Below are 26702 nucleotides of genomic sequence, written 5' to 3' on the forward strand. Positions count from 1 at the left end.
CCTTGCCAAGGTTGAGGTCACGAGTTCGAACCTCGTGTGTCGCTCCAGCTTTATAGCTTTCATTGTGCTTAACAGTGAATTGCGACACTCGCTCGTTTATAGAGCAAAAACTTGCCAAGGTTGAGGTCACGCCTTTCTATTATGAATAGGGAACCTCGTGTGTCGCTCCAATTCTTATTACTGCAAAAGCAGTGATACACGGACGCGGGATGGAGCAGCTTGGTAGCTCGTCGGGCTCATAACCCGAAGGTCGTCGGTTCAAATCCGGCCCCCGCAACCAATTCACATCGCTCTTTTCATAATGCTGCGAAGCATGAACCCCTGAAAAACAATATTTAATCCGCATCACTCGATGTCGGACGATTTCGTTTGTGTTTTAAACATGAGACGACTTGTCTGAACAGCGAATAATCTGGTGTTCGGGCCCCTTTCTGCTCTTTAATTAACAGAGTTATCCACATATGTCATTCTGTGGATAAGTTGGTTGATAAAGTGTTCTCAGCTTCAATTTGAAGGACTGTAAAGAAAGATCTTTTCTTTGTGAGGGGACAATAAAAGTTTCCTGTAACTGCGTAACTGCTTGTTTTATATAGTAAAGCTTGCTTTTATTGCGGATCGGATGCGTTAAATTAGGATCATTAATTTGTGTTTTTTTGATCCTAGTCATTTCTTCAGGTTGTGTTTAACTTTTTTATCTTCCCCGAATTCCTTCGACTCTATAATTTTTTTCCACATTACAGAATTGAGAACAAGGTCATGAATTGATCGTGCAAAAAGAGTTTTCAATCTCTTGCATATGAGCTACGCATTATGCGTCTCTTGGAAGTCCTTTTTCTACGATTCTGATTAAACGCTTTTTCTTGGTCTCAATAGAATCCGATTTATTTGCTGGAAGTTGGTTGAATTGTTGTGCAAGAGCCCATTCAATGTGTTCATCGAGCAGTTCACTTTCACCGCGTCTTGCTTCTAGGGCATCAATTGTTCTCTGGCTGTATTCTGCATTGCCAAGTGCGACAGAAATATTACGTAGCCATTGCAGGTGTCCAATTCTACGAATTGCTGACCCTTCCATTTGTTTTAGGAAGGTTGCCTCATCCCAGTTGAACATGGTAACGAGATCTGGGTCTTCAAAACTCTCGCGGCGATGAAAATCCTCTTGCTCAGTGATTTCTGCATATCGGTTCCAAGGACAAACTAATTGGCAATCGTCGCATCCATAGATACGGTTTCCCATCGGTTTGCGGAACTCTTCTGGGATCACACCATCAAATTCAATCGTGAGATATGAGATACAGCGCCTCGCATCCACGACTTTTTCATCGACAATCGCTTGTGTCGGACAAGATGTGATGCAAGCTTTACATTTGTCACATTGATCAACGCTTGGTTCATCAACAGGCAAAGGTAAGTCGATAAGCAGCTCACCAAGGAAAAACCAAGAGCCGCAATCTTTATCCAAAATCAGAGAGTGTTTGCCAGTCCAGCCTAATCCGGCTTTTTGCGCCAATGGACGTTCAAGGATCGGGGCTGAGTCGACAAAAGGGCGATAGCCAAATTGTCCGACTTCTTGCTCAATAAGTTTGCCAAGTTTATTAAGCTGTTTTCTCACCAATTTGTGATAGTCACGCCCGAGCGCGTAACGGCTGATATAAGCGTGGTTTTTGTTTGCCAGATTGGAAGCAAACTTTGCTTCGGGTGGCAAGTAATCCATACGTACGCTAATCACTCGCACGGTTCCCGGCAAAAGTTCATTTGGTCTGGCGCGCATCATGCCGTGACGAGCCATCCAGTCCATTGAACCGTGGTAGCCTTGATCAAGCCATTTTTGCAGAGCCGCTTCATGTTCACTAAGATCAACATCGCAGATACCGACTTTCTGAAAGCCGAGCTCTTTACCCCAAATTTTGATTTGTTGAGCGAGTTGTTCGAAGTTCATGTTTTATCACCGAGATAAAGGGGGGCGGATCTTACCGGATCTTATGAATTGGTGCTACCAGAAAGTCTAGACATAAAGTCGAGAAATAGATTTTGAAACAAAGTCATCAAAAGTTGACGCAGGCATGAGCAATTTTGTTTATGCATTCAATAGAATCAGGTAATTAGGTTTTGCCTTATTGGCTACTTTTTTCGCACATATGACATTTGAAAGCTTGTCTCTCAAAACCAACACAGTTTACTATTCCTGTTCTTTTGATTTTTATATAGTCAACGATCATTAGTTAGAGAAACATCAATGAGCACGAAACAATTTAACCTGAAAGATGAGCATGAAACGGTAGCACTAGGTACCGCGTTGGCTCAACTTTGTTCCCAACAAACCACTATTTATCTGCATGGCGATCTGGGTGCGGGTAAAACAACCTTTAGTCGTGGTTTTGTCCGTGCTCTTGGCCATCAAGGAAACGTAAAAAGCCCGACCTATACTTTGGTTGAACCTTATCAGCTGGATAAGTGGCAAGTTTACCACTTTGATCTATACCGACTGGCAGATCCTGAAGAGTTAGAATTCATGGGGATTCGCGATTACTTCACGGATGATGCGATTTGTTTGGTTGAATGGCCAGAAAAAGGGCAAGGAATGCTGCCACAACCGGATCTTGATGTGGATATTCGCTACCAAGGCGAGCAGCGCGTAGCCGAACTTACGGCAAATAATGAATATGGTGTGCAGTTACTCAGTCGATTGGAGCTATGTTGAGTCTTTCAAAATTTAGAGTAGTGGCGGCATTTGTCGCCACTTTTCTCCTTATCATCCCCAATTTAGCATTTGCTAACGTCGTTAAAAGTTTCCGAGTTTGGCCTTCACCAGATGAGACTCGTGTTGTCATCGATTTAAGCGCGGAAGCTGACTATTCCTATTTCTCTTTATCTGAACCGGATCGCTTGGTCGTGGATATTAAAAACACGTCTATGCAAGCTAAGTTGCCTGTTACGGTAACGAACAGTCCTGTGTTGAAGCGTGTTCGTAAAAGCTCTCCGCCAAACAAAAGCACATACCGTTTGGTTTTTGAGTTGAAGAAGAGCGTCAAAGCTGAACTGTTTACGCTAAAACCAACGCCAGGTGGTCAGTATGGTCATCGTTTGGTGATTGATTTGCCACATGGGGCGAAAACATCAGCGGCGGCGAGTAATACTTCTAAGCCGAGCAAACCGGCAAAACCAAGCAAAGACATGAGTACGGTCCAACGTGCACAAGAGATTCTGATCGTGATCGACCCAGGCCACGGTGGTGAAGATCCTGGTTCAATTGGTCCATCACGTCGAAAGTATGAAAAAGACGCGGTATTGAGCATCTCTCGTAAGCTTTCTGCTCAGCTAAATGCAGTACCTGGCATCAAAACTCGCATGACTCGTACTGGTGACTACTTCGTCAACTTGAATCGCCGTGTTGCGATTGCTCGTGAACATGACGCACACTTATTAATTTCGATTCACGCCGATGCGTTTACTTCTCCTAAACCTCGTGGTGGTTCGGTGTTCGTGTTAAATACTCGTCGTGCCAATACCGAAATTGCACGTTGGGTAGAGAATCACGAGAAACAATCTGAGCTACTTGGTGGCTCTGGAACGGCATTTGTGAGCAATTCAAATGACCGTAACGTCAACCAAACTTTGTTAGATCTTCAGTTCAGCCATTCGCAAAAAGAAGGTTATAAGTTAGCGACAAACATTTTAGGTGAGATGGGCAAAGTTGCTCGCCTGCATAACTCGAAACCAATCAATACCAGCTTGGCAGTTTTGCGTTCTCCGCAGATTCCTTCTGTTTTGGTTGAAACGGGCTTTATCTCGAACCCAACGGAAGAGAAGTTACTATTCCAACGCTCTCACCAAGATAAGCTAGCGCGTGCGATCACTAAAGCTGTCGTACAGTACTTGAAAGATAATCCTCCAGAAGGCACGGTGTTCTCGTCTTCTGCGAAACCTGTTGTTCATACCGTGAAGCGTGGTGAATCGCTTTCTGTGATTGCACAGAAATATGGCTCGTCGACCAAAGCGATCATGAGTGCGAACAAGCTCAAATCAAGCGGTTTAGCCGTCGGTCAGAAGCTGAAAATCCCGGGTACAGGTGCCGTTTCAGTATCCATCCCGAATAAACCTAACACGGTAGAAACTGAGACAATTACGCACACTGTTAAATCTGGCGAGTTCCTCGGTAAGATCGCAAGCCACTACAAAGTGAGGATTGCTGATATCCGCCGTGAAAATAATTTGAAATCAGATACGCTTTGGGTCGGTCAGAAGTTGAAGATCACCGTTGCGGTGAAAGACAAACCAATTCGCAAACACAAGGTTGCTCGTGGAGAATACCTAGGCAAGATTGCGTCGAAATATGGTGTCAGTGTCTCTAGCATTCGCAAAGCGAACAACTTGCGCTCTGATGAGCTTGCCGTCGGGCAGGTACTGATTATTCCAAACAAGTAAGTGAACTGATAACTCATCATGACCATTAAGATTTTGCCAGCACGATTGGCAAACCAAATCGCGGCAGGGGAGGTAGTTGAAAGACCTGCCTCTGTCGTGAAAGAACTGGTAGAAAACAGTCTCGACTCTGGTGCAACCCGTATCGATATTGATATCGAGAAAGGTGGCGCTAAGCTAATTCGTGTGCGCGATAACGGCAAAGGGATTGTGAAAGATGAGTTAGGTTTGGCGCTAAGTCGCCATGCTACGTCTAAGATCCATACATTGGACGATCTCGAAGCCATCATGAGTTTGGGGTTCCGCGGTGAGGCGTTAGCGAGTATTAGCTCGGTGTCGCGCTTGACCATGACTTCTCGTCCAGCCGCACAGGAACAAGCGTGGAGTGCCTATTCTGAAGGGCGTGACATGAAGGTCAAACTCCAACCGACGGCGCATCCAATTGGTACCTCAGTTGAAGTCTTAGACCTGTTCTTTAATACGCCTGCGCGCCGTAAATTCCTCCGCACGGAAAAAACCGAATTTGCTCACATCGACGAGCTGCTAAAGCGTATTGCGTTAAGTCGCTTTGATGTCACTATCAATGTTCGCCACAACGGTAAAATGATTCGCCAGTACCGCGCGGCAAAAAATCAGCTTCAAACAGAAAAACGCATTGCTGCGGTATGTGGTAATGCTTTTGTGCGTAATATGCTGCGCATCGAACTGGAACATCAAGGGCTCAAGCTTCATGGTTGGATTACAACGCCAGAAGGGGCTAGGCAGCAAAGTGATCTACAATATTGCTACGTGAATGGCCGCATGATGCGTGACAAATTGATCAATCACGCGATTCGTCAAAGTTACGAAACCAGCCTCAAACCTGATCAATTCGCGGCGTATGTATTGTTTATTGAGCTCGATCCGCACCAAGTGGATGTTAACGTGCACCCTGCAAAGCATGAAGTGCGTTTCCATCAAGCACGTCTGGTGCATGATTTCATCTATCAAGCGTTGGCAGATGCCCTTGCGCAAAGTTCAGTGATTGATAAGCCACATGTGAATGAATCTGCATTCCACCACGCAGATCCTGTTGAGGCAGCAGAGTCACTTGAGGCAATGACGTCTCTCCCTGAACCAGAAAGTTCACCTGAGGCAACTAGCACTCCAGAACTAACTGGTGCTCCAGAGCATATCGCTTCCCCAGTGCCAGAACGCGTGTATCAAGCGATTGATAATACCCCAGCCTATCCGGGGCGCTCAGACTACGAAACGAAACCTCGCGATCGTATGCCAAGCGATTCCTCTGTGCGAGAAGCGCGCGTAGCGGACTCGTTCAAGAGAACAGATTGGATTGAATCAAAACCTGCGCCTAAACCGAGTGTACACAAAGAACAGCGTCATGCTGAGCCAACACCAAGCAAACAAGAGGTGCGTGCGTATCATGAATTGCTACAGACACCTGATTTTGAACCTCGAAGCGAAACCAGTGCGGCTGCGCTCACTAATCAAGCAGAGGCAGCTTTAACCTCAGTGATGGCGCTGAGCAAAGCTTTAGCTGTGGTCGATGAGCAGTACGTATTAATGAGCAGCGACAGTGGTGTGGCTTTGGTTGCGCTACCAAGAGCTGAGTTCTATCGAACCAAAGGGCAACTCACACCAAGTGATGGTGCATTAAAAGCGCAACCACTACTGGTACCATTATCGGTGAAATTGGAACCGGAGTTGGTTCAACTTGCGCAGGATTACCAACAAGATTTTGCTCAGTTAGGCATTCAGCTAAAAGCTCGAAATGATAAAGCCTTGATGGTCATGGGCGTACCTTCACCATTGCGTCAACAAAACTTACAAAATTTGATACCAGATCTGTTATCTTACGCGCAAACTCGCGTGACGAGGGAAGTGGCAACGGCTCAGTTATTATCTGAGCTGATAGATTGGCTTGCTTTGCAGGTCACCACAGTTAAGAGCAACTATACTCTTTCCGAAGCCATCCAAATTATTGCGGAACTTGAACAGCTAAGACATGGTCAATTGCCATTAGAAGACACGAAATTTGTGTCTGCTGTTGATTTCTCTGCCACGATTGCCAAATTAAGACCATGACAGACAAACTACCTTTGGCGCTATTTTTAATGGGGCCAACTGCATCAGGTAAAACAGAGCTAGCGATTCGTCTTCGCCAGAAATATCCGGTTGAGATCATCAGCGTGGATTCGGCGTTGATCTACAAAGACATGAACATTGGTACGGCGAAACCTGATGAGCGCGAGCTGAGTCTAGCGCCGCATCGTCTCATCGATATTCTTGACCCGAGCGAATCGTACTCTGCGGCGGACTTCCGTCGTGATGCACTACAAGCAATGGATGACATTGTTGCAGAAGGAAAAATTCCGCTCTTGGTTGGCGGTACAATGCTGTATTACAAAGCGTTACTTGAAGGCTTATCACCTCTTCCTGCTGCAAATCCTGAAATTCGTCAGCAAATTGAGCAAGAGGCATTGACTAAAGGTTGGTCGGTGTTGCACGATGAGCTGAAAGAGATTGATCCTGTATCAGCTGCGAGAATTCATCCAAACGATCCTCAACGTTTATCGAGAGCGTTGGAAGTCTTCCGTATTTCAGGTAAAACTCTTACTGAGTTGACTCAAACTAAAGGCGACAGCTTGCCTTACCGAGTCAAACAGTTTGCAATAGCTCCCAAGGACAGGGCAGAACTTCACCGTCGAATTGAACTGCGTTTCGATAAGATGATGGAAGCGGGTTTTGAAGAGGAAATGAAAGCGTTGTATGCGCGCAAGGATCTTCACCCTGATCTTCCTTCTATCCGTTGCGTTGGCTACAGACAGATGTGGGAGTACTTAGATGGGGACTGCACACGCGACGAAGCCGTTTTTCGTGGCATTTGTGCAACTCGTCAATTGGCCAAGCGTCAAATCACCTGGTTACGCAGCTGGAATGATTTAACTTGGTTGGATAGCGATAACATTGAACAGGCACTTGAAACCATGTCAGAAGCAATAGCATCTGATTGAGATAGCTGTGTATAATGTGATCGTTTTTGCGTGAACGCACTCTCAAAGGATCTGTTATTGGCGGTTTTTATACTATGCTGCTAATTACTTAGGGTGCATTTTTGATTCGTTTAGCTCAGATGCAAAAAGCAGTACCTTTTGCATTGCACCACTAGCTAAATAATTACAACTACAAATTAAATAAGGAAAATAAAATGGCTAAGGGGCAATCTCTACAAGACCCATTCCTAAATGCGCTACGTCGTGAGCGTATCCCGGTATCTATCTACCTTGTGAACGGTATCAAACTGCAAGGTCAGATCGAATCTTTCGATCAATTCGTGATCCTATTGAAGAACACTGTTAACCAAATGGTGTACAAGCACGCAATCTCTACAGTTGTGCCGGCTCGTCCAGTAAGCCACCACAGCGGTGATCGTGCTCAAGGTGATCGTCCACAAGAGAAATCTGAAGATTAATTCTTCATTTAGTATTTTTACAATAAGGAGTTGATTGCTTGTTTGACCGTTATGAATCCGGTGAGCGAGCCGTACTTGTTCATATCAACTTCACGCAAGAAGGTGAATGGGAAGATCTAGCTGAATTCGAAATGCTGGTTTCTTCCGCTGGGGTAGAGACGCTACAAGTTGTGACTGGTAGTCGTCAATCCCCACACCCGAAATACTATGTCGGAGAGGGTAAGGCACAAGAAATTGCTACTGCGGTGCAATTAACTGGTGCTGAAATTGTGATTTTTAATCACTCCCTCTCTCCTGCCCAAGAACGTAACCTCGAAGCACTGTGCAAATGTCGAGTTCTCGACCGCACCGGTCTCATCCTCGATATCTTTGCTCAACGAGCACGAACACACGAAGGTAAGCTACAAGTTGAGCTAGCCCAACTTCGCCATATTTCTACTCGTTTGATTCGCGGTTGGACGCACCTTGAAAGGCAGAAAGGCGGTATCGGTCTACGTGGTCCAGGTGAAACCCAATTAGAAACCGACCGTCGTTTATTGCGTGACAGAATCAAAGCTATCTTGCGTCGACTTGAAAAAGTGGCCAAGCAGCGTGAACAAGGACGCCGTGCCCGAAACCGAGCTGAAATACCAACCATTTCTCTCGTGGGCTACACCAACGCGGGTAAGTCGACACTCTTCAACCGTATTACAGAAGCTGGCGTTTACGCGGCAGATCAACTGTTTGCTACTCTTGACCCAACTTTACGTAAGATAGAGTTAGCAGATGTAGGACCTGCAATACTTGCAGATACTGTTGGTTTTATCCGACACCTGCCTCACGATTTGGTTGCTGCCTTCAAAGCAACCTTGCAGGAAACGCAAGAAGCTGACATTTTGTTACATGTTGTTGATGCCAGTGACGAGCGTTTTCGTGAGAATATTCAAGCTGTTCATGAAGTCTTAGAAGAGATCGATGCACATGAAGTGCCGACGCTCGTAGTAATGAACAAGATTGACAATCTAGAAGAGCAGAAACCACGTATAGAACGAGATGAGGAAGGCGTGCCTCGCGCGGTCTGGGTTTCTGCAATGGATGGATTAGGCATTGATCTTCTGTTTGACGCGCTGACCGAGCGTTTAGCGTCGCAAATGGTTGAGCATCAGTTGCGAATTCCTCCACAGTATCAAGGACGATTCCGTAGTACATTCTTCCAAATGAAGTGTATTCAACGTGAGGAATATGACCAGGAAGGTAACTTGTTGATCGATATTCGAATGCAACAGGTAGATTGGTCTAGACTTGAAAAAAGAGAAGGGGCAGTTTTAGTCGACTTTATAGTCACTTAAAGGACTGCTACAGTATAACGTCATATCAAATGATGGAGCTTTCTAATGGCGTGGAATGAGCCTGGAAATAACAACGGCAACAATGGCCGCGATAATGACCCTTGGGGTAATAATAATCGTGGTGGCCAGCGTCCTGGTGGCCGAGATCAAGGTCCGCCAGATTTAGATGAAGTGTTCAGCAAACTGAGTCAAAAGCTGGGTGGCAAGTTTGGTAAAAAAGGCGGCGGTGGTTCTTCTATCGGCGGTGGCGGTGGCGCAATTGGCTTCGGCGTAATTGCGGTTATTGCGATTGCGGTGTGGTTCTTCGCTGGTTTTTACACCATCGGTGAAGCAGAACGTGGTGTTGTGCTGCGTTTAGGTAAATACGACCGTATCGTAGACCCAGGTCTGAACTGGCGTCCTCGTTTTATCGACGAATACGAAGCGGTTAACGTGCAAGCGATTCGTTCGCTACGTGCATCTGGTTTAATGCTGACAAAAGATGAAAACGTAGTAACAGTAGCAATGGACGTTCAATACCGTGTTGCTGACCCATACAAATATCTATACCGCGTAACCAATGCAGACGACAGCTTGCGTCAAGCAACAGATTCGGCGCTACGTGCGGTAATTGGTGACTCACTGATGGATAGCATCCTAACAAGTGGTCGTCAGCAAATCCGTCAAACGACACAAGAAACGCTAAATCAAATCATCGATAGCTACGATATGGGTATCGTGATTGTTGATGTGAACTTCCAGTCTGCGCGTCCGCCAGAGCAAGTTAAAGATGCGTTTGATGATGCAATCGCTGCGCGTGAGGATGAAGAGCGTTTCATCCGTGAAGCAGAAGCTTACAAGAACGAAATCTTGCCGAAAGCAACAGGTCGTGCAGAGCGTTTGAAGAAAGAAGCGCAAGGTTACAACGAGCGTGTAACCAACGAAGCTCTTGGTCAAGTAGCTCAGTTTGAAAAACTACTGCCTGAATACCAAGCGGCACCTGGTGTAACTCGTGACCGTCTGTACCTAGACGCGATGGAAGAGGTTTACTCAAGCACATCGAAAGTGTTGATTGACTCTGAATCTAGCGGCAACCTTCTTTACCTTCCAATCGATAAACTGGCTGGTCAAGATGGTCAAACAGACACTAAACGTAAATCGAAATCGACTTCAACGTACGATCACATCCAATTGGAATCTGAGCGTTCGCAAGAAGACACTTCGAACACGCAGTCTCGTTCAACTGGTACACGTCAAGGGAGATACTAAGAATGCGTAAGTTAATGATCCCTGTACTGGTCATCGCACTGGCATTAATGCTGATGTCACTGTTTGTGATTCCTGAAGGTGACCGCGGTATTGTGGTTCGATTTGGTCGTGTCTTGAAAGACAACAACGACATCACTCGTATTTACGAGCCGGGCCTGCACTTCAAAATGCCTTTGTTTGACCGCGTAAAAACACTTGATGCGCGTATCCAAACAATGGACGGCCGTGCTGACCGTTTCGTAACGTCTGAGAAAAAAGACGTAATCATCGATACCTACGTGAAGTGGCGTATTGAAGATTTCGGTCGTTACTACCTAGCAACTGGCGGCGGTAACACGCTGACTGCTGAAGCGCTTCTTGAGCGTAAAGTAACAGACGTTCTACGTGCAGAAATCGGTTCTCGTGAAATCAAGCAAATCGTATCTGGTCCACGTAATAACGACGTACTTCCAGAAGACGCAAGCAGTGATGAAGTGAGCACAGAGGCAGCTCGTGAAGCATTGGAAATCGATGGCGAACGTGACCTAATCATGTCTGAAGTGTTGAAAGACACGCGCGACAGCGCAATGAAAGACTTGGGTGTTCGTATCGTTGACTTCCGTATGAAGAAGATCAACCTACCAGATGAGATCAGTGAATCTATCTACCGTCGTATGCGCGCAGAGCGTGAGTCGGTAGCTCGTAAACACCGTTCTCAAGGTCGTGAGAAAGCAGAAGTTATCCGCGCACAAGCTGAGCTTGAAGTAGCGACGATTCTTGCTGAAGCAGACAAAACAGCTCGTGTAACGCGAGGTGAAGCGGATGCAGAAGCAGCGAAGATCTACGCAGATGCGTACAACAAAGATCCTGAGTTCTTCAGCTTCCTACGTTCTCTAAAGGCTTACGAGAAATCGTTCAGCTCTAAGAGTGACATCCTTGTTCTGGATCCGAAGAGTGAATTCTTCCAATACATGAACAACGCGAAAGGCGCAGAAGCGAAATAACCTAAGCGTTACTGCAAATTGAAAAGGCTCCGTTATGGAGCCTTTTTTGTATCTTTTGTTTCTAACGGTATCTGCTAGACAAATTCAAGATAGAGTCAGAAGCGTGATTAACTCATCATGATAGCGATGACAGCCCCTGCTACCACTAAGCAACCACCAATGCGGCGTAATTGGTTATCTGGCTGCTCACTCAACTGAGCCACCATGTTGCGCCAGCCATTTGGGGCGACCAATGGTCCAATACCTTCAACAATCAATACTAGCCCTATCGCTAGCCAAATAGACTCAGACATCATGATTCCTAGTTGAATTCTGAAAAGTAAATATTATCAGCGATGTAGTGATTTCGAAATGAGCAGGGGTGGCGAGTTTGCATTCTAGTATCAACTCTGTGAACAAAAAATGACTGCAAGAAGAGTGATTCGGTGCTAGAATCCATTTTTAACTAGCAATCAGACTTGGAAAGATGGGAAATAACGTAGTCGTTCTAGGCACCCAATGGGGTGACGAAGGTAAAGGTAAAATCGTAGACCTTTTAACTGAAGATGCAAAATACGTGGTACGCTACCAAGGCGGTCACAACGCAGGTCACACACTTGTAATTGACGGTGAAAAAACCGTTCTTCACTTAATTCCATCAGGTATCCTTCGCGATAACGTAAAATGCGTTATCGGTAACGGTGTTGTACTATCGCCTGAAGCTCTAATTAAAGAAATGAAACCTCTTGAAGAGCGCGGCATTCCAGTACGCGAACGTCTTTTCATTTCTGAAGCATGTCCTCTAATTCTTCCTTACCACGTTGCAATGGACCAAGCTCGCGAAATCGCTCGCGGTAAAAAAGCTATCGGTACAACGGGTCGTGGTATCGGTCCAGCATACGAAGATAAAGTTGCTCGTCGCGGTCTACGCGTTGGCGACCTATTCGATATGGCTACTTTTGCAGAGAAACTAAAAGAAGTAATGGAATTCCATAACTTCCAACTAGTTAACTTCTACAAAGCTGAGCCAGTAAGCTACGAAGAAGTACTTGAGCAAGCGAAAGGCTACGCTGAACTACTAACTTCAATGGTTATCGACGTAACTGACGAACTAGACGCAGCACGTAAGCGCGGCGACAAGATCATGTTCGAAGGTGCACAAGGTACTCTACTTGACATCGACCACGGTACTTACCCGTACGTAACTTCTTCTAACACGACTGCTGGTGGTGTTGCTGCAGGTTCTGGTTTCGGTCCTCGTCACATCGGTTACATCCTTGGTATCGCGAAAGCTTACTGTACTCGCGTTGGTGCAGGCCCATTCCCGACTGAGCTATACGACGGTCTAGATAAGCAAGATCCAGTAGGTAAACACCTAGGTGAAGTTGGTCACGAGTTCGGTGCGACAACAGGTCGTCTACGCCGTACTGGTTGGTTCGATGCTGTAGCTATGCGTCGTGCAATCCAAATCAACTCTGTATCTGGTTTCTGTCTAACTAAACTAGACGTACTAGATGGTCTAGAAGAGCTAAAAATCTGTACTGGTTACAAGATGGAAGATGGCTCTACGCTAGAAGTTTCTCCGATGGCTGCTGAAGCATTCGAAAAAGCAACGCCTATCTACGAAACAATGCCAGGTTGGTCTGAGAACACATTCGGTGCGAAATCAATCGAAGAGCTACCACAAGCTGCTCTAGATTACATCAAGCGTATCGAAGAGCTAACTGGCGTGCCAGTAGACATCATCTCTACAGGTCCTGACCGTAACGAAACTATCATTAAGGTTCACCCATTCGAAGCTTAATCGATACTCGTTAGAGATTATAAAAACCGGCTTTTATAGCCGGTTTTTTTGTATCTGTGAGTTGGGTTCACTGCCGAAAAATGCGACTCGCCGTGGCAAATATTTGCCGTTAAGCTTAAGTAGGAGGCAAAAATTGCCTAAAGCTTAACTGACCTTTGCCGATAAGGTTATCAAGCAGAGGAGATCCTTGGCTGATCTTTGGTTTCTTAGATACCTTAAAGAGTACATTTATGAAGTTACGAACAGTGGCTGCTTCACTGTTATTGATGCTGAGTGCGACATCGGCTTGGGCAGATGTTGCCGATGTAGGGGCGCCTGTCCCCATCTACACCGAAGCAGAGCTTATTAAGCTTATTGAGCAGAATAAGCACTTAGAACGCGTGCGCGCTGATAACTGCCAGCTAGTGGAAGATATCGTGGCACGTGCGACGCGCATTAACTTGCCGTCTTATGAATTCCTTTATGGCGATATGTTGGCGTGGGGCGTATGTGTAGAGCAAGACGTAGAGCTCGGTCTGTACTACATGGAAAACGCAGCCCACCAAGGCTTGCCAGCTGCACTAGAGCAGCTAGGTCGCTATTACTCTCGCGGTACTTTAGTCCAACAAGATAAAGAACGTGCAATCCCATACCTGCGAGAAGCGGCGGCAATGGGCAACTTAAATGCGCGTATTCATCTTGCTGAGCTATTGCTGCGTGATTACGGTAGCCCTTTGGATTACGAAGATGCCTACCGTTGGCTTTATAATTCGGTGACTGCCGATCAAAGAAAGCACAAACGTATTGCGATGCTGAGAAACGGTCTTGAGCAACGCATGCCACAAAACATTATTGCGCGCGCTAAGCGCCGCGACACCTTCTGGTAGGTGTACTTTTAAAACACCAGTAACTTCATAAAGCTCTGCCAATACATACAACAAAGCCCACATCATGTGGGCTTTGTTGTTTTTCCCGAAGCGTAATTGCAGGCGATTAAACGACTTTGTGTGGACCAAAGCACTCGTAATGGAACTGCTCTTGCGCTACGCCAAGCTCAAGTAATTGTTTCGCGACGTGCTGCATAAAGCCAACAGGACCACAGAAGTAGACTTGTACGTTGTCTTGCTTGAGGGCTGCTTCAATTTCAGTTAAGTTGACGAAACCAGTGAAGTGGAAGTCTTCACCAATCTTGTCTTCTGCTGTTGGTTGGTTGTACCAAACCAACGAGTTCATGTTCTCTTTAGCATTTACGAGCTGGTTTACGTGCTGTTTGAATGCGTGTTGTTGACCGTTTTCTGTAGCATGTACCCATGTGACTGGTGCTTGGTGCTCAGAAAGGCTCTCAAGCATTGATAGAGTCGGAGTTAGACCAACGCCCGCTGATACCAAAACAACCGGTGTAGCCGCGTCCACATCCATAAAGAAATCACCCGCAGGTGCTGCAAGTTGCACCTTATCGCCGATGCTCAACTCATCGTGAAGGAAGTTCGATACTTTACCGCCTTCTTCGCGTTTTACCGAGATACGGTAAGTGTTCTCTTGAACCGCAGAGGATAGGCTGTATTGGCGAATCTCTTGGTTTTCGAACTTATCACTGTTGATGTAGATACCTAGGTATTGACCAGGTTTGTACTCAGAAACCACTTCACCATCGGTTGGTTTGAAAACAAAGCTACAGATGTTTTCGCTCTCAAGCTGCTTGCCCACCAACTCAAATTCACGCAGGCCACGCCAGCCACCTTGCAGTGCTGCATTCTCTTGGTAGATTTGCTCTTCACGCTGAATAAATACATTGGCTAGCACGCCATAAGCTTCTGCCCATGCATCAATCACTTCCTGACCCGGAGAGAACAACTCGTCGATCGTCGCAAGTAGATGTGTGCCAACGATTTGGTACTGATCTTTGGTGATCATAAAACTGGTGTGTTTATGGGCGATTTTTTCTACTGCACCAAGCAGTGCTGGTAGGTTATCGATGTTGGTTGCGTAAGCGCAGATTGCATTAAATAGAGCTTCACGTTGGTCACCATTACGCTGATTGCTCATGTTGAAAATATCTTTCAACTCAGGGTTATGGGTGAACATACGATCGTAAAAGTGTGCCGTTAACTTCGGACCAGTTTCAGCAAGAAGTGGTGCGGTTGCTTTCACGATATCAATGGTTTGGTTGCTGAGCATAATGGCTTCCTATTTAAAGTTGTATTTGTAATGCATGTTTAAAGTTGTATCTCAAATGTATCTTTCGATCAAGAAAAGAATTACAATTTTGCTACTACAGAGGATAGCAACATGCAGTTAACTAGCTTTACCGATTATGCGCTCAGAACCTTGATTTACTTGGCTTCATTGCCAAAAGATGAGCTGACAAATATTACCGAAGTGACTGATTTATTTGGTGTATCACGTAACCATATGGTGAAAGTGATTAACCGCCTTGGCCAGCTTGGTTATGTGCATACGGTGCGCGGTAAAAATGGTGGTATCCGTTTGATGAAAGCGCCGCAAGAAATCACTGTCGGTGGTGTGGTGCGTGATTTAGAGCCATTAGATTTGGTGAATTGTTCTGTGGAATTTTGCCATATCACGCCGGCATGTCGTCTAAAAGAAAAGCTAGCGAAAGCGAAAATGGCGTTTTTGGCTGAATTAGATGGCTGCACGATTGAAGAGCTATTAAGTGATAATTCTGAACTGCTGATCTTACTTACCCGTCCTTAGCCTTCTTAACGTTCTATAAATCTTCTCACTGACACTCTTTTTTAAAGCAATTTCTGTAGCTTATCGAGAGACTCGGATATACTAGCTCTATACCTTCCTTGCTAGATAGGCGTGCCTATGTCAGACAATATTCCAAACGATCCTTTCGCAGATCGTGAATCCAAAAATTACGAAAATCCAATCCCAAGCCGAGAGTTCATTCTTGAGTTTCTAGAAGAAGCGGGCGTACCGATGAATCGCAATGATTTGTTTGAAGCGCTAAAACTTGAAGGTGAAGAGCATTACGAAGGTTTACGCCGTCGACTGCGCGCAATGGAGCGTGATGGTCAGCTCGTATTTACGCGCCGTCAGTGTTACGCGTTGCCAGAAAAACTTGAGATGGTGAAAGGTTACGTAATTGGTCACAAAGATGGTCATGGTTGGGTTCGTCCAGAAGGCAGTGTCGGCAAGGATAATGACATTGTACTGCCGCATCACCAGATGAAGCACATCATCCACGGTGACTACGTGTTGGTGCAACCAACTGACAACAGCAAGCGTGGTCGTCGTGAAGGTCGTCTTGTTCGTGTTTTAGAAGAGCGTAACACGCAGATCGTGGGGCGTTTCTTCCTTGAATACGGCTACTCATACGTTGTGCCAGATGACTCTCGCATTAGCCAAGATATTCTGATCCCAAATGAGCACAAAGCAGGTGCTCGTATGGGTAACGTGGTCGTTATTGAGATTACTGATCGCGGCTCTCGCTCACGTGGCATGATGGGTAAAGTGGTTGAAGTTCTTGGTGAGAACATGGCGCCGGGCATGGAAACGCAAATAGCAATCCGTACCCACCAAATTCCACACGATTGGCCAGCAGCCGTCGATAAACAGATCGAAAATCTGGGCGAAGAAGTTCCAGAAGAAGCAAAAGAAGGTCGTGTCGATCTACGTGACTTGCCGCTAGTAACCATTGATGGCGAAGACGCTCGTGACTTTGATGATGCTGTTTACTGTGAGAAGAAAAAGAGTGGCGGTTGGCGACTATGGGTCGCAATTGCTGACGTAAGTTACTACGTGCGTACAGACTCTGCGCTGGACAAAGAAGCCATCAACCGTGGTAACTCGGTATACTTCCCATCGCAAGTTGTGCCAATGCTACCTGAAGTGCTATCAAATGGTTTGTGTTCACTTAACCCTCAGGTTGATCGCTTGTGTATGGTATGTGAGATGACCATCTCTGACACCGGTAAGCTATCAGGCTATAAACACTACGAAGCTGTGATGAACTCGCATGCGCGTCTGACTTACAACAAAGTGGGTGCGATTCTAGAAGGGGATGAAGAGCTGCGCATGCGTTATCACGCTGTCGTTCCTCACCTTGAAGAGCTGCACGCGATGTACAAAGTACTTAAAGAAGCGCGTGATAACCGTGGTGCGATTGAATTCGAAACCGTTGAAGCTAAGTTCATCTTCAATGCGGATCGTAAGATTGAAAGCATCGAGCCGGTAATTCGTAACGACGCACATAAGATCATCGAAGAATGTATGATCCTAGCGAACATCGCTTCAGCGTCTTACGTTGAGAAAGCAAAAGAGCCAGCGTTGTACCGTGTTCACGAATCTCCGGGTGAATTGCGCCTGCAGGGGTTCCGTGATTTCCTCAGTGAACTAGGTCTGGATCTGAAAGGTGGTTTAGAGCCATCACCAACTGATTATGCAGATTTGGTAAAACAAATTGCAGAACGTCAGGACAAAGAACTGATTCAAACCATGTTACTGCGCTCAATGAAGCAAGCGGTATACAACGCAGACAATGCCGGTCACTTTGGTCTAGCGCTGAAACGTTACGCGCACTTCACGTCGCCAATTCGTCGTTACCCTGACCTGTTGCTGCACCGCGCAATCAAGTACCTGATTGCTAAAGAAGAAGGTCGCAACCAAGATCGTTGGACACCAACTGGTGGTTACCATTACTCGTTTGACGATATGGACTTCTACGGTGAGCAATGTTCGATGACAGAGCGCCGTGCAGACGACGCAACTCGTGAAGTGGCAGATTGGTTGAAGTGTGAATACATGCAAGACCATGTTGGCGACGAGCTGGATGGTGTTATTGCCAATGTAACCAGCTTTGGTTTCTTTGTTCGTCTGACGGAACTGCATATCGATGGTTTGGTGCATATTTCAACGCTAGCGAACGACTACTACCAATTTGATCCTATTGGTCAAAGACTTATCGGCGAAAGCTTCGGTAACATCTATCGCCTAGGCGATGCGGTAAAAGTGAAAGTGCTTGCGGTTAACTTAAATGACAAGCAAATTGACTTTGAATTAATCGAAACAAGCCGTAAGCTACGCGGCAAAGGTAAGACTGCGAAGAAACGCGCAGCGGATGCCAAACGCAAAGCGAAAGAGAAAAAACGTGCGGCAACCAAAGGCGGAACTCGCGCGAAGCCGATTATTGAACCTACCAAGCACCCAGAACCTGCGGAAGCAGGCAGTGCTCGCAAAGGTAGCGCGAAACGCGGTGACGCAGAAGGTACGAAAAAGCCGAAGAAAGCACGCAAGAAAAAGCCACACAGTAAGCCGAGAAAGACTAAGCGTACTAAGAGCGACGCTGAGTAGGCTGAATCGCCAATCTAGTCTGGATTTAAAGGGGGAGATTGGCGCAGGCAATACGACCAGAACAACAGGTTAAACAATGAGTAACGAATTTATCTACGGCATTCACGCAGTGAAGGCGGTATTGGAGCGCGAACCAGAGCGTTTTATCGAAGCATTTGTACTAAAAGGTCGTCAAGACGATCGCCTAATGCCAATTTTAAATGACCTTCAGGTATGTGGTGTTTCGATTCAGCAAATGACACGTAAAACCTTGGATGACAAAGCGCGTGGCGCAAACCACCAAGGCATCATCGCTCGCGTGAAGCCAGCGAAACAGCTGAACGAAAACGACATCGATGGCATCCTAGCGCAGCACGAGTCACCGCTACTATTGGTATTAGATGGCGTGACGGATCCGCATAACCTAGGTGCTTGTCTACGTAATGCCGACGCAGCTGGCGTAGCAGCGATCATCGTACCGAAAGATCGCTCTGCACCGATGAACGCAACTGTAAGCAAAGTAGCTTGTGGTGCAGCAGAAGTCGTGCCATTGATCCGAGTGACCAACTTGGCTCGTACTATGCGTACACTGCAAGAGCAAGGCATCTGGTTTGTTGGTACGGCGGGCGAAGCAACGCACGATATTTACCAAGCAAAACTAACGGGTCCTCTTGCTATCGTAATGGGTGCAGAAGGTGACGGCATGCGTCGTCTGACTCGCGAAACCTGTGATGATTTGATTAAGATCCCAATGGCAGGTAGCGTTTCAAGCTTGAACGTATCTGTGGCATCTGGCATTTGTTTGTTTGAAGCGGTTCGTCAGCGTATTGCTGCAAAGTAATTGCTAAATAAATTTATAATAAACAAATAGTTAATATAAAGTTAGACACGATGACAAAAACAAAGGATGGGGTGCCATCCTTTGTCGTTTTCACCGATTTATAAATAAAAATCTTCAGGGAAGTTATGACTCAACAAGACATTAAATTCATCGCCTTCGATCTTGATGGTACGTTGCTTGATAGCGTGCCAGATCTCGCGGTAGCGGCTGACCAAGCAGTACAAGCGCTTGGCTTTCCATCGGTTTCAGAAGAACAAGTTCGTGACTATGTTGGCAACGGCGCAGATGTGCTGATTGGACGCTCATTAAGCCAAAGCCTGATCATCAACCCTGAATTGAGCGAAGAGCTTCGTGCAAAAGCGCGTGTACTGTTTGATGATTACTACGAGCAAAGCGGTCACAAGCTAAGTCACCTTTACCCAACGGTAAAAGAGACACTGGAAGAGTTACACAAAGCCGGCTTTGTTATGGCATTGGTAACCAACAAGCCTTCGAAGTTTGTGCCTGATGTTTTAGAAAAGCACGACATCGCAAAATACTTTGTTGATGTTCTTGGCGGTGATGCATTTCCAGAGAAAAAACCAAACCCAGTCGCACTGAACTGGCTGATGGAAAAACACCAAATCCAACCTAGTGAAATGTTGATGGTCGGCGACTCGAAGAACGACATTCTCGCGGCAAAGAATGCAGGCTGTGCCTCATTTGGTCTGACTTATGGTTACAACCACGGTGAGTCTATCTCTGCATCAAATCCAGATTTTGTCGCTGACAGTTTGGCAGAATTATTGGACGTTGTAGCGGTTTCTGCATAACGGCTACAAAAGAGCTTCCAAAATACTCGTTAATGAGTACACTGAGTAAACCGTGCACCTATTACTGCACGGTTTTTTTCATTTAATTAGATTAAGAAGTCAAAGGAATCATTCTAATGAGCAAACCCATTGTATTGAGTGGTGTTCAACCTTCAGGTGAACTAAGTATCGGTAACTACTTGGGTGCTCTACGTCAATGGCAGCAGATGCAAGACGATTATGATTGCCAATACTGTGTGGTAGACCTTCACGCGATTACGGTTCGTCAGGACCCTAAAGCGCTGCATGAAGCGACTCTAGACGCACTGGCGATCTGTCTGGCAGTTGGTGTTGACCCGAAGAAGAGCACGCTATTTGTTCAGTCACACGTACCAGAGCATGCTCAACTTGGTTGGCTTCTTAACTGTTACACCCAAATGGGTGAACTGGGTCGTATGACGCAGTTTAAAGACAAATCTGCACGTTACTCAAACGACAGTTCGAGCCAGTTTGGTGATGTAAACGTTGGTCTGTTTGACTACCCAGTACTGATGGCGGCAGACATCCTGCTGTACGGCGCACACCAAGTGCCTGTAGGTAGCGACCAGAAGCAACACCTAGAGCTAGCGCGTGATATTGCTAACCGCTTTAACAACATCTACTCACCAGAGCAGCCAATCTTCCAAGTGCCAGAGCCTTACATTCCGACGGTAAATGCGCGTGTAATGAGCCTTCAAGACGCAACCAAGAAGATGTCTAAATCTGATGACAACCGTAAGAACGTTATCACGCTGTTGGAAGAGCCTAAGTCGATCATTAAGAAGATCAACAAAGCGCAAACCGACACAGAAACGCCACCGCGTATCGCTCACGACTGGGACAACAAGGCAGGTATCTCTAACCTAATGGGTCTGTACTCTGCGGCAACAGGTATGAGCTTTGAAGAGATTGAAGCAAAATACCAAGGCGTTGAAATGTACGGTCCATTCAAGAAAGACGTTGGTGAAGCGCTGGTGACTATGCTTGAGCCAATTCAGGCTGAATACCACCGCATTCGTGCTGACCGTGCTTACATGAACGAAGTGATGAAGCAAGGCGCTGAAAAAGCATCGGCACGTGCGGCTGAAACGTTGAAGAAAGCGTACGAAGCTGTAGGTTTTGTCGCTCGCCCATAGATAAAATTCGAATACAAAAAAGCTCCACCATTAGTGGAGCTTTTTTTATGCTTATTTTCTGGAAGAGGCTTCTTCCTCGCAACGTGCCATATTGTAGTACTCGGCACGTCCTCGTGGTCCTGCAAACCATGCTTTTATAACAAAACCGCGTTCCGTGAAGTAACGCAGATCCTCGCATGCGATTTGATAGCTTGATTCGGTAATCGAAACTGGATCCCAAGCGTAACGCGAGAATCGCGGCAACTGAGCGGTGAAAGTAATCATCCCCTCATCACTTACATCAAAGTGTTCATACTGGTTAAGCTCGGCTTTAGCGTTCTCAATTAAGTGTTGAGTTGTGTTCGGCTTTAATGGTTGGCTTGTCTTGAGTTCGTCTGGGATGGCTTGGCATCCAGCAAGAAATACCGAGCAAGCGAGAGTTAGCGCAACTGGTTGAAATCGTCTCATTTTCTGTCCTGTTTGTAATATGAGTTTTTATGGATATCCTGCTGCGTTGTTATAACCCCTGATTATCAAATTGACTAGGTGTTAGTGTCGAAAATAATGATTAATTTATAAAATCAGCCATTAAAAGGAGAATGATTCGCAATAAAATAAAGAAAATGAACCACTAAATTAGCAAGTGTTGATGTTTATTGCTCGGAAAATGACCTAAGTAATATACGAAACAGCCTTGTTAAAACCATTATTAATATTTTGCTTAACATTATAGGAAATATAAAACTGAGTAATTGATCTAATTTTACATATTTAAAGTTATTGTTAATTCTGTTAACAACAAAATCTGTTGAATGTATAAAACACCTCATAATAATAACTAAATATTTGTGAAACATTTCTCAATTAGCATGCCTTTTACTTTTCTTTTTGCATAAAAAAGAGAGATTTATCTAGTTAATAAATGAATCAAGTTGAACTGTGATCTTCCTCACAAGGAATAGGTCAGGAGACTTTTCGCGCTCAAAACTTACCGATTAAACACTCAATAGTAGTGGTTAAATAAACGCCAGAGCCCAGTTTGACATATAGAACGAAATTCCATTTGAAATTAAATACAACAAGGAAATAGGCATGCTGAAAAGAAATGCAGTGGCTATAGCGATCTCTTCGCTATTTATGGCGACAGCGGTCAATGCTGCGACCATATATGAAGATGACAACGGAGACTTTCTAAAACTGTATGGCGAAGTGGGTGTTGGCGGACATGTTGGCGCAAACTACGAATACGGTGAATTTTACACTGATGAAAAAAGCTACATCGATGACTCTTTCGCTACGTTAGGCGTCAAAGGTAAGCGAGACAAAATGCACTACCGTCTAGAGCTAGATTATGAACGTGAGAATTGGAAGCACGGTTCTGGCGATCTAGTTCTAACCATCGATAAATTATTTGTTGGCTACGATGTGTGGGAAAACCAGTACATTGAAGCCGGTCTGACGGATACAGCATTTGATGATTACGATAAGTGGGGTGACTTCACTTTTGATACAACTGTAGAAACTGGTGAAGCTGGTGACCAAGACGTAACAATCAAATACGAAGGTCGTTACTTTGATGATGTAAAAGTCGGTGCTTCATACACTTACGGTGGTAAGTCTTCATCTGGTTCTGAGCTGGGTGACATTGTGAACGGCTACATTGGCTACTTTGGCGATAGCTTCTCAGCTGTTGTTGGTTTAGAAGGGCGCGGTGGTTCTGATGGTAAGTCGAAGTACGGTGAACAACGTTTGGTTGGTTTTGGTATGCGTTACGCAGTTAATGACACCATTCACTTAGGCTTCAACGCGTTCTACGAAGAAGAAGATATTGCTCGCAAAGAAACGGTTATCGATAACACCGATAAAGAGAACAAGCAAAGCATCTTCAATGATTACCAAACCCAAGAAAACCAAGGTGCTTTGGTTTCTGCGAAATACATTTTCACCAAGCAGTGGGAGCTCGTGGGCTCTTACAACTACGAAGAATATGAAGCGTGGGATCCAAGCAGTGATGTTTGGGATGGTAAGCGATACAGCTGGGGTACAAGCCGCACATGGGGCACGCTAGGCGTGAACTACAAACCAACCAGCTCAAGCATTATTGCGCTTGAAATGAACGCTGGTGATGCTGCTCAAGACGCTTACGCTTATGCGCGCGTTTACTTCTAACCCACGATAGAGAGATTTCCCATGAATAAAAAAATGACCCTACTCGCGGGTGCGATTAGTAGTGTGCTAAGTGGCGCAGCATTTGCGGATATTAACGACATCATTATTTCTGAGTATGTTGAAGGCTCGGCATCAAATAAAGCCGTCGAAATTACCAACATAGGCTCTGCAGCACATACCTTTGACGGTACACTGTCGCTGTACTACTCGTCTTACAAAAACCAGATTAAAGATAAAGATGGTAACAACGTACTGAAAGGTAAGGACGGTAGAACTTTACAACCTGGTAAGAGCATCGTTGTTATTAATGGTGACGCGGGTGCTGAAATGCGAGCGTTCATTGAACGTTTGGGCGGTAAGGACGTGACAGTTGTTGCTGGTACTTACGATGAAGTAAAACACTCAGCAATGAACTTCAACGGTGATGACGCAGTGTGGTTGGGTACAAGCTCAGCGGAAGCGGACATTAAGGATATCTTTGGTACTTACGGTTACAAGGGCGATAAGCTTTGGGATGACCGAACCATGCGCCGTAAAGCAGGTTCAACACAAGCGACGACATATGATGAATCTCAGTGGGACAAGTTTGCAAAAGACGACTTCGGTGGTCTTGGTGATCCTACTGCAGTAAATAACGATCCAATTACACCACCAGAAAACACGCCATGTGCTGATGCTGCAGGCAGCCTTTCTTACAAAACCATTGGTGAAGTGCAAGGTGAAGGTTATTCATCGCCTCTGATTGAGTCTGGTTACGAGTCGGCAGATGAGTACTTAGTGACAGGTGTTGTGAGTGCGGTAACTACGAATCTAGTGAAGGGTTTCTTCCTTTACGACAACAATGCTGATGGTAATGTTAAGACATCAGACGGTGTGTTCGTTCAGACGAAAGGCGAGCTGTCTCAAGACATGGTTGGTCAACAAATCTGTGTTCGTGCCAAAGTAAAAGAGAACTATGGTGTAACAACACTGATTCCAACGAATGACATTTGGGAAGTAGAAAACGCTTCTCAGGTACCACCAACGCCAGTTGATATGGTTCGTATCGATAGCGATGATGAAAACTTCCGTTCGACACTGGAACGTCTAGAAGGCATGCCTGTTCGATTGGTGAAAGATATGGATGCAACTGAAGATGGCGAGCAGAACATGCGTGTTTCTCGTTCGTTCAGCTTTGATTTTGGTAGCTTCCGTAACAACATGGTATTGGCATACAAGCGTCCAAACCCACAGCCAAACCAAGATCATGTAGCAGGCAGCGCAGAATCTCTGGCACAAAAAGCAGAAAACAACGACTTCCGTGTTTATGTTGATACCGATGCTAAAGCACCAAATGGTCAAATTCCTTACTACCCAGATTTCTTTGCTGATCCAAAGAAAAACTACATCCGCATCAACGACTCTGTCGTTGGTTTAGAAGGTGTTCTGCATTACTCGTACAACGAGTTCCGTTTGATCCCAACGAATACGGTTGATAGCAAAGCGTTCATCCACAATACCGATCGAACTAAAGCGCCTTCGATCAAGGAAACAAACGATGCGTACTCTGAAGCTGATTCATTCAACATTCGTATCGCAACACAAAACGTACTGAACTACTTCAACTCACCATATGGCGGTTCTGATAACAGCTTTGGTGACAACCGTGGTGCTGAATCACAGCTGGACTTTGATCGTCAACAAGCCAAGATTGTAGAAGCAATTTACGGTCTAGATGCGGATATCGTTGGTTTGATGGAAATCGAGAACAACGGTTTCGGTGACTTTGGTGCAATCAATGAATTGCTTGCCGCAATCAATGCGAAGTACGACGACGAAGATTACGGTGACCGTAATAAGTCAAACTCTATCCACAACCGTTACGTGTTCGTTGGTTTTGATAAAAACGGCGACACCATTCTGGATGACCAAGATACGGTCGGCTCTGATGCGATTACTACAGGTATTATTTACCGCCCATCAAAAGTCTCTGTGATCTCTGGTCAAGTTATCCCGATGCCAAGTCAACATGCACCAATGATCGTCGATGAAAACGGTGCTCCAATCACAGACAGCAAAGGTGAAATCCGTGAGAGCGGTGATAACTACCAACGTAATACGGTAGCGGCTACTTTCCAAGTCTTGAACACAGGTAAGCGTCTAACGGTTTCGGTAAACCACTTGAAATCTAAAGGTTCGACTTGTTACGAAGATTGGAAAGGTTGGGAAACATGGGAAAAATTCGATCCTTCAAAAGATAATGTGAAGAGCGATGGTGACTTCCAGGGTTCTTGTGAGAACTTCCGTGTTGCTGCGGCTTACCACCTAGGTGAAGAGATGGCGAAGATCGAAGGTGACAAAGTAGTTCTTGGTGACATGAACTCTTACGCACACGAAGATCCAATGCTGGTTCTAACGTCTAACCCAACAGGTAAAACTCTGACTGCAGCGGGTTACACCTTCATTGGTAAACTGCCTCAATTTGGTCCAGAAGGCAAAGTCATTACTAAGACTTACGGTTACATCAACGCGGTTGATCGAATGATGCCTGCAGGCGAAACGGCTTGGAGTTACTCATACAATGATGAAGTGGGCTCGTTGGATCACCTATTGATCTCTGGTTCACTAGATAAGCGCTTAATTGATGCTGTTGATTGGCACATTAATGCGCCAGAGTCGTCACTGTACGATTACAACAGCAAGTACAAGGGCGGTGATACGAATGAACCAAACCCATTCTACTCACAAGACCCATACCGTTCGTCTGACCACGATTCTGCTCTCGTTACACTAGGCTACAAGTACGGTGAGGCTGGTGAGCGACTTGTGACAATCGCAACGAAGAGCGGTCGCGCAGATATCGGTTACGCAGTTCCAGCGACGGCTCAAAAGGGTGATGTAGCAACCTTGTCTATTTCTCCTGTTCCGGCTGATGCTCCAGCACTACCAAAAGTGACACTGGATAAAGATGGTGCGCAAATGGTGATGTTTGATTCAGCAAAACTACCAGTTGGTAAGTATGAGCTGACGATGACTCTGAACAACGAAACTTCAGGTGTTGTTAACCAGAAAGTGACGGATGTGGAGTTTATTAAACGTGATTCAAGCAATGTGAAACCTGTTCACCCAGAAAAAGATGGTTCTGGTGGTTCATTTGGCTTTGGCGCGCTACTTGCGATGCTAGGTCTAGGCTTCCTACGCCGTCGTCGCTAAGCGAATTTATTTCCTGACAAACAGTTCCTAAATAGCTGTAAAGAC

21 protein-coding genes and 1 tRNA gene are annotated in these 26702 nt (G+C 45.6%); 18 read left to right on the top strand and 4 right to left on the bottom strand.

The window, feature by feature from the left end:
• Positions 1-203 precede the first annotated feature (203 nt).
• Positions 204-280 (top strand) — tRNA-Met (locus tag AACR11_RS07270).
• 528 nt (positions 281-808) lie between these two features.
• Here the strand turns inward: AACR11_RS07270 and queG are convergent.
• Positions 809-1936 (bottom strand): tRNA epoxyqueuosine(34) reductase QueG, encoded by a 1128-nt coding sequence (gene queG / locus AACR11_RS07275; protein WP_029789508.1) that lies wholly within the window; start codon positions 1934-1936, stop codon positions 809-811.
• A 297-nt stretch (positions 1937-2233) separates the two neighbouring features.
• Between queG and tsaE the strand changes: the two genes are divergently transcribed.
• The 8 genes from tsaE (at position 2234) to hflC (ending at position 11450) form a co-directional block, all read left to right on the top strand.
• Positions 2234-2698, top strand: coding sequence for a tRNA (adenosine(37)-N6)-threonylcarbamoyltransferase complex ATPase subunit type 1 TsaE (gene tsaE, locus AACR11_RS07280; RefSeq protein WP_005438321.1), 465 nt, complete (start codon positions 2234-2236; stop codon positions 2696-2698).
• Positions 2692-4422, top strand: a complete 1731-nt coding sequence (locus AACR11_RS07285; RefSeq protein WP_029789506.1) for a LysM peptidoglycan-binding domain-containing protein — start codon at positions 2692-2694, stop codon at positions 4420-4422. Before tsaE ends, AACR11_RS07285 begins: the two co-directional genes overlap by 7 nt.
• 18 nt (positions 4423-4440) lie before the next feature.
• The gene (mutL, locus tag AACR11_RS07290; RefSeq protein ID WP_079324605.1) at positions 4441-6504 is read left to right on the top strand and encodes a DNA mismatch repair endonuclease MutL; all 2064 of its coding nucleotides are present in this window, start codon (positions 4441-4443) and stop codon (positions 6502-6504) included.
• On the top strand, positions 6501-7433 hold the full coding sequence (gene miaA / locus AACR11_RS07295; protein ID WP_005451402.1) for a tRNA (adenosine(37)-N6)-dimethylallyltransferase MiaA: 933 nt from the start codon (positions 6501-6503) through the stop codon (positions 7431-7433). Before mutL ends, miaA begins: the two co-directional genes overlap by 4 nt.
• Before the next feature lie 194 nt (positions 7434-7627).
• The gene (hfq, locus tag AACR11_RS07300; RefSeq protein ID WP_005451405.1) at positions 7628-7891 is read left to right on the top strand and encodes an RNA chaperone Hfq; all 264 of its coding nucleotides are present in this window, start codon (positions 7628-7630) and stop codon (positions 7889-7891) included.
• A gap of 38 nt (positions 7892-7929) precedes the next feature.
• Positions 7930-9219 carry a ribosome rescue GTPase HflX gene (hflX, locus tag AACR11_RS07305; RefSeq protein ID WP_005451407.1) on the top strand — a complete coding sequence of 430 codons (1290 nt, stop codon included), beginning with the start codon at positions 7930-7932 and terminating at the stop codon, positions 9217-9219.
• Between the two features lie 45 nt (positions 9220-9264).
• Complete coding sequence (hflK, locus tag AACR11_RS07310) at positions 9265-10467, top strand: FtsH protease activity modulator HflK (RefSeq protein ID WP_005451415.1); 1203 nt, start codon at positions 9265-9267, stop codon at positions 10465-10467.
• A 2-nt stretch (positions 10468-10469) separates the two neighbouring features.
• The gene (gene hflC / locus AACR11_RS07315; protein ID WP_005438334.1) at positions 10470-11450 is read left to right on the top strand and encodes a protease modulator HflC; all 981 of its coding nucleotides are present in this window, start codon (positions 10470-10472) and stop codon (positions 11448-11450) included.
• 107 nt (positions 11451-11557) lie between these two features.
• On the opposite strand, the gene AACR11_RS07320 is transcribed toward hflC, so the two are convergent.
• Positions 11558-11743 carry a DUF2065 domain-containing protein gene (locus AACR11_RS07320; RefSeq protein ID WP_005451416.1) on the bottom strand — a complete coding sequence of 62 codons (186 nt, stop codon included), beginning with the start codon at positions 11741-11743 and terminating at the stop codon, positions 11558-11560.
• 173 nt (positions 11744-11916) lie between these two features.
• Between AACR11_RS07320 and AACR11_RS07325 the strand changes: the two genes are divergently transcribed.
• Positions 11917-13233, top strand: a complete 1317-nt coding sequence (locus tag AACR11_RS07325; RefSeq protein ID WP_005451418.1) for an adenylosuccinate synthase — start codon at positions 11917-11919, stop codon at positions 13231-13233.
• A gap of 230 nt (positions 13234-13463) precedes the next feature.
• Complete coding sequence (motX, locus tag AACR11_RS07330) at positions 13464-14099, top strand: flagellar protein MotX (protein ID WP_005451422.1); 636 nt, start codon at positions 13464-13466, stop codon at positions 14097-14099.
• 106 nt (positions 14100-14205) lie between these two features.
• Here the strand turns inward: motX and hmpA are convergent, their stop codons facing one another.
• Positions 14206-15390 carry an NO-inducible flavohemoprotein gene (gene hmpA / locus AACR11_RS07335; RefSeq protein ID WP_029789504.1) on the bottom strand — a complete coding sequence of 395 codons (1185 nt, stop codon included), beginning with the start codon at positions 15388-15390 and terminating at the stop codon, positions 14206-14208.
• 111 nt (positions 15391-15501) lie between these two features.
• On the opposite strand from hmpA, the gene nsrR reads away from it, so the two are divergent.
• From nsrR to trpS, 5 genes are all read left to right on the top strand, one after another.
• Positions 15502-15927, top strand: a complete 426-nt coding sequence (gene nsrR / locus AACR11_RS07340; RefSeq protein WP_005451426.1) for a nitric oxide-sensing transcriptional repressor NsrR — start codon at positions 15502-15504, stop codon at positions 15925-15927.
• A 117-nt stretch (positions 15928-16044) separates the two neighbouring features.
• The gene (gene rnr, locus AACR11_RS07345; protein ID WP_029789503.1) at positions 16045-18531 is read left to right on the top strand and encodes a ribonuclease R; all 2487 of its coding nucleotides are present in this window, start codon (positions 16045-16047) and stop codon (positions 18529-18531) included.
• A gap of 76 nt (positions 18532-18607) precedes the next feature.
• A complete protein-coding gene (gene rlmB, locus AACR11_RS07350) occupies positions 18608-19351 on the top strand; it encodes a 23S rRNA (guanosine(2251)-2'-O)-methyltransferase RlmB (RefSeq protein WP_005451431.1) in 744 nt (247 codons plus the stop codon).
• Between the two features lie 125 nt (positions 19352-19476).
• Positions 19477-20163, top strand: coding sequence for a phosphoglycolate phosphatase (locus AACR11_RS07355; protein ID WP_029789502.1), 687 nt, complete (start codon positions 19477-19479; stop codon positions 20161-20163).
• Between the two features lie 116 nt (positions 20164-20279).
• Complete coding sequence (gene trpS / locus AACR11_RS07360; RefSeq protein ID WP_005432761.1) at positions 20280-21317, top strand: tryptophan--tRNA ligase; 1038 nt, start codon at positions 20280-20282, stop codon at positions 21315-21317.
• A gap of 51 nt (positions 21318-21368) precedes the next feature.
• Here trpS and AACR11_RS07365 read toward each other — a convergent pair whose 3' ends face one another.
• A complete protein-coding gene (locus AACR11_RS07365) occupies positions 21369-21764 on the bottom strand; it encodes a hypothetical protein (RefSeq protein ID WP_005451435.1) in 396 nt (131 codons plus the stop codon).
• A 624-nt stretch (positions 21765-22388) separates the two neighbouring features.
• On the opposite strand from AACR11_RS07365, the gene AACR11_RS07370 reads away from it, so the two are divergent.
• Positions 22389-23465 carry a porin gene (locus AACR11_RS07370; RefSeq protein ID WP_017819683.1) on the top strand — a complete coding sequence of 359 codons (1077 nt, stop codon included), beginning with the start codon at positions 22389-22391 and terminating at the stop codon, positions 23463-23465.
• Between the two features lie 21 nt (positions 23466-23486).
• Positions 23487-26657: an ExeM/NucH family extracellular endonuclease gene (locus tag AACR11_RS07375; RefSeq protein ID WP_029789501.1), complete on the top strand. Its 3171-nt coding sequence runs from the start codon at positions 23487-23489 to the stop codon at positions 26655-26657.
• Positions 26658-26702 lie beyond the last annotated feature (45 nt).

This window comes from Vibrio sp. L85, assembly GCF_963871815.1.
GTDB lineage: Bacteria > Pseudomonadota > Gammaproteobacteria > Enterobacterales > Vibrionaceae > Vibrio > Vibrio harveyi.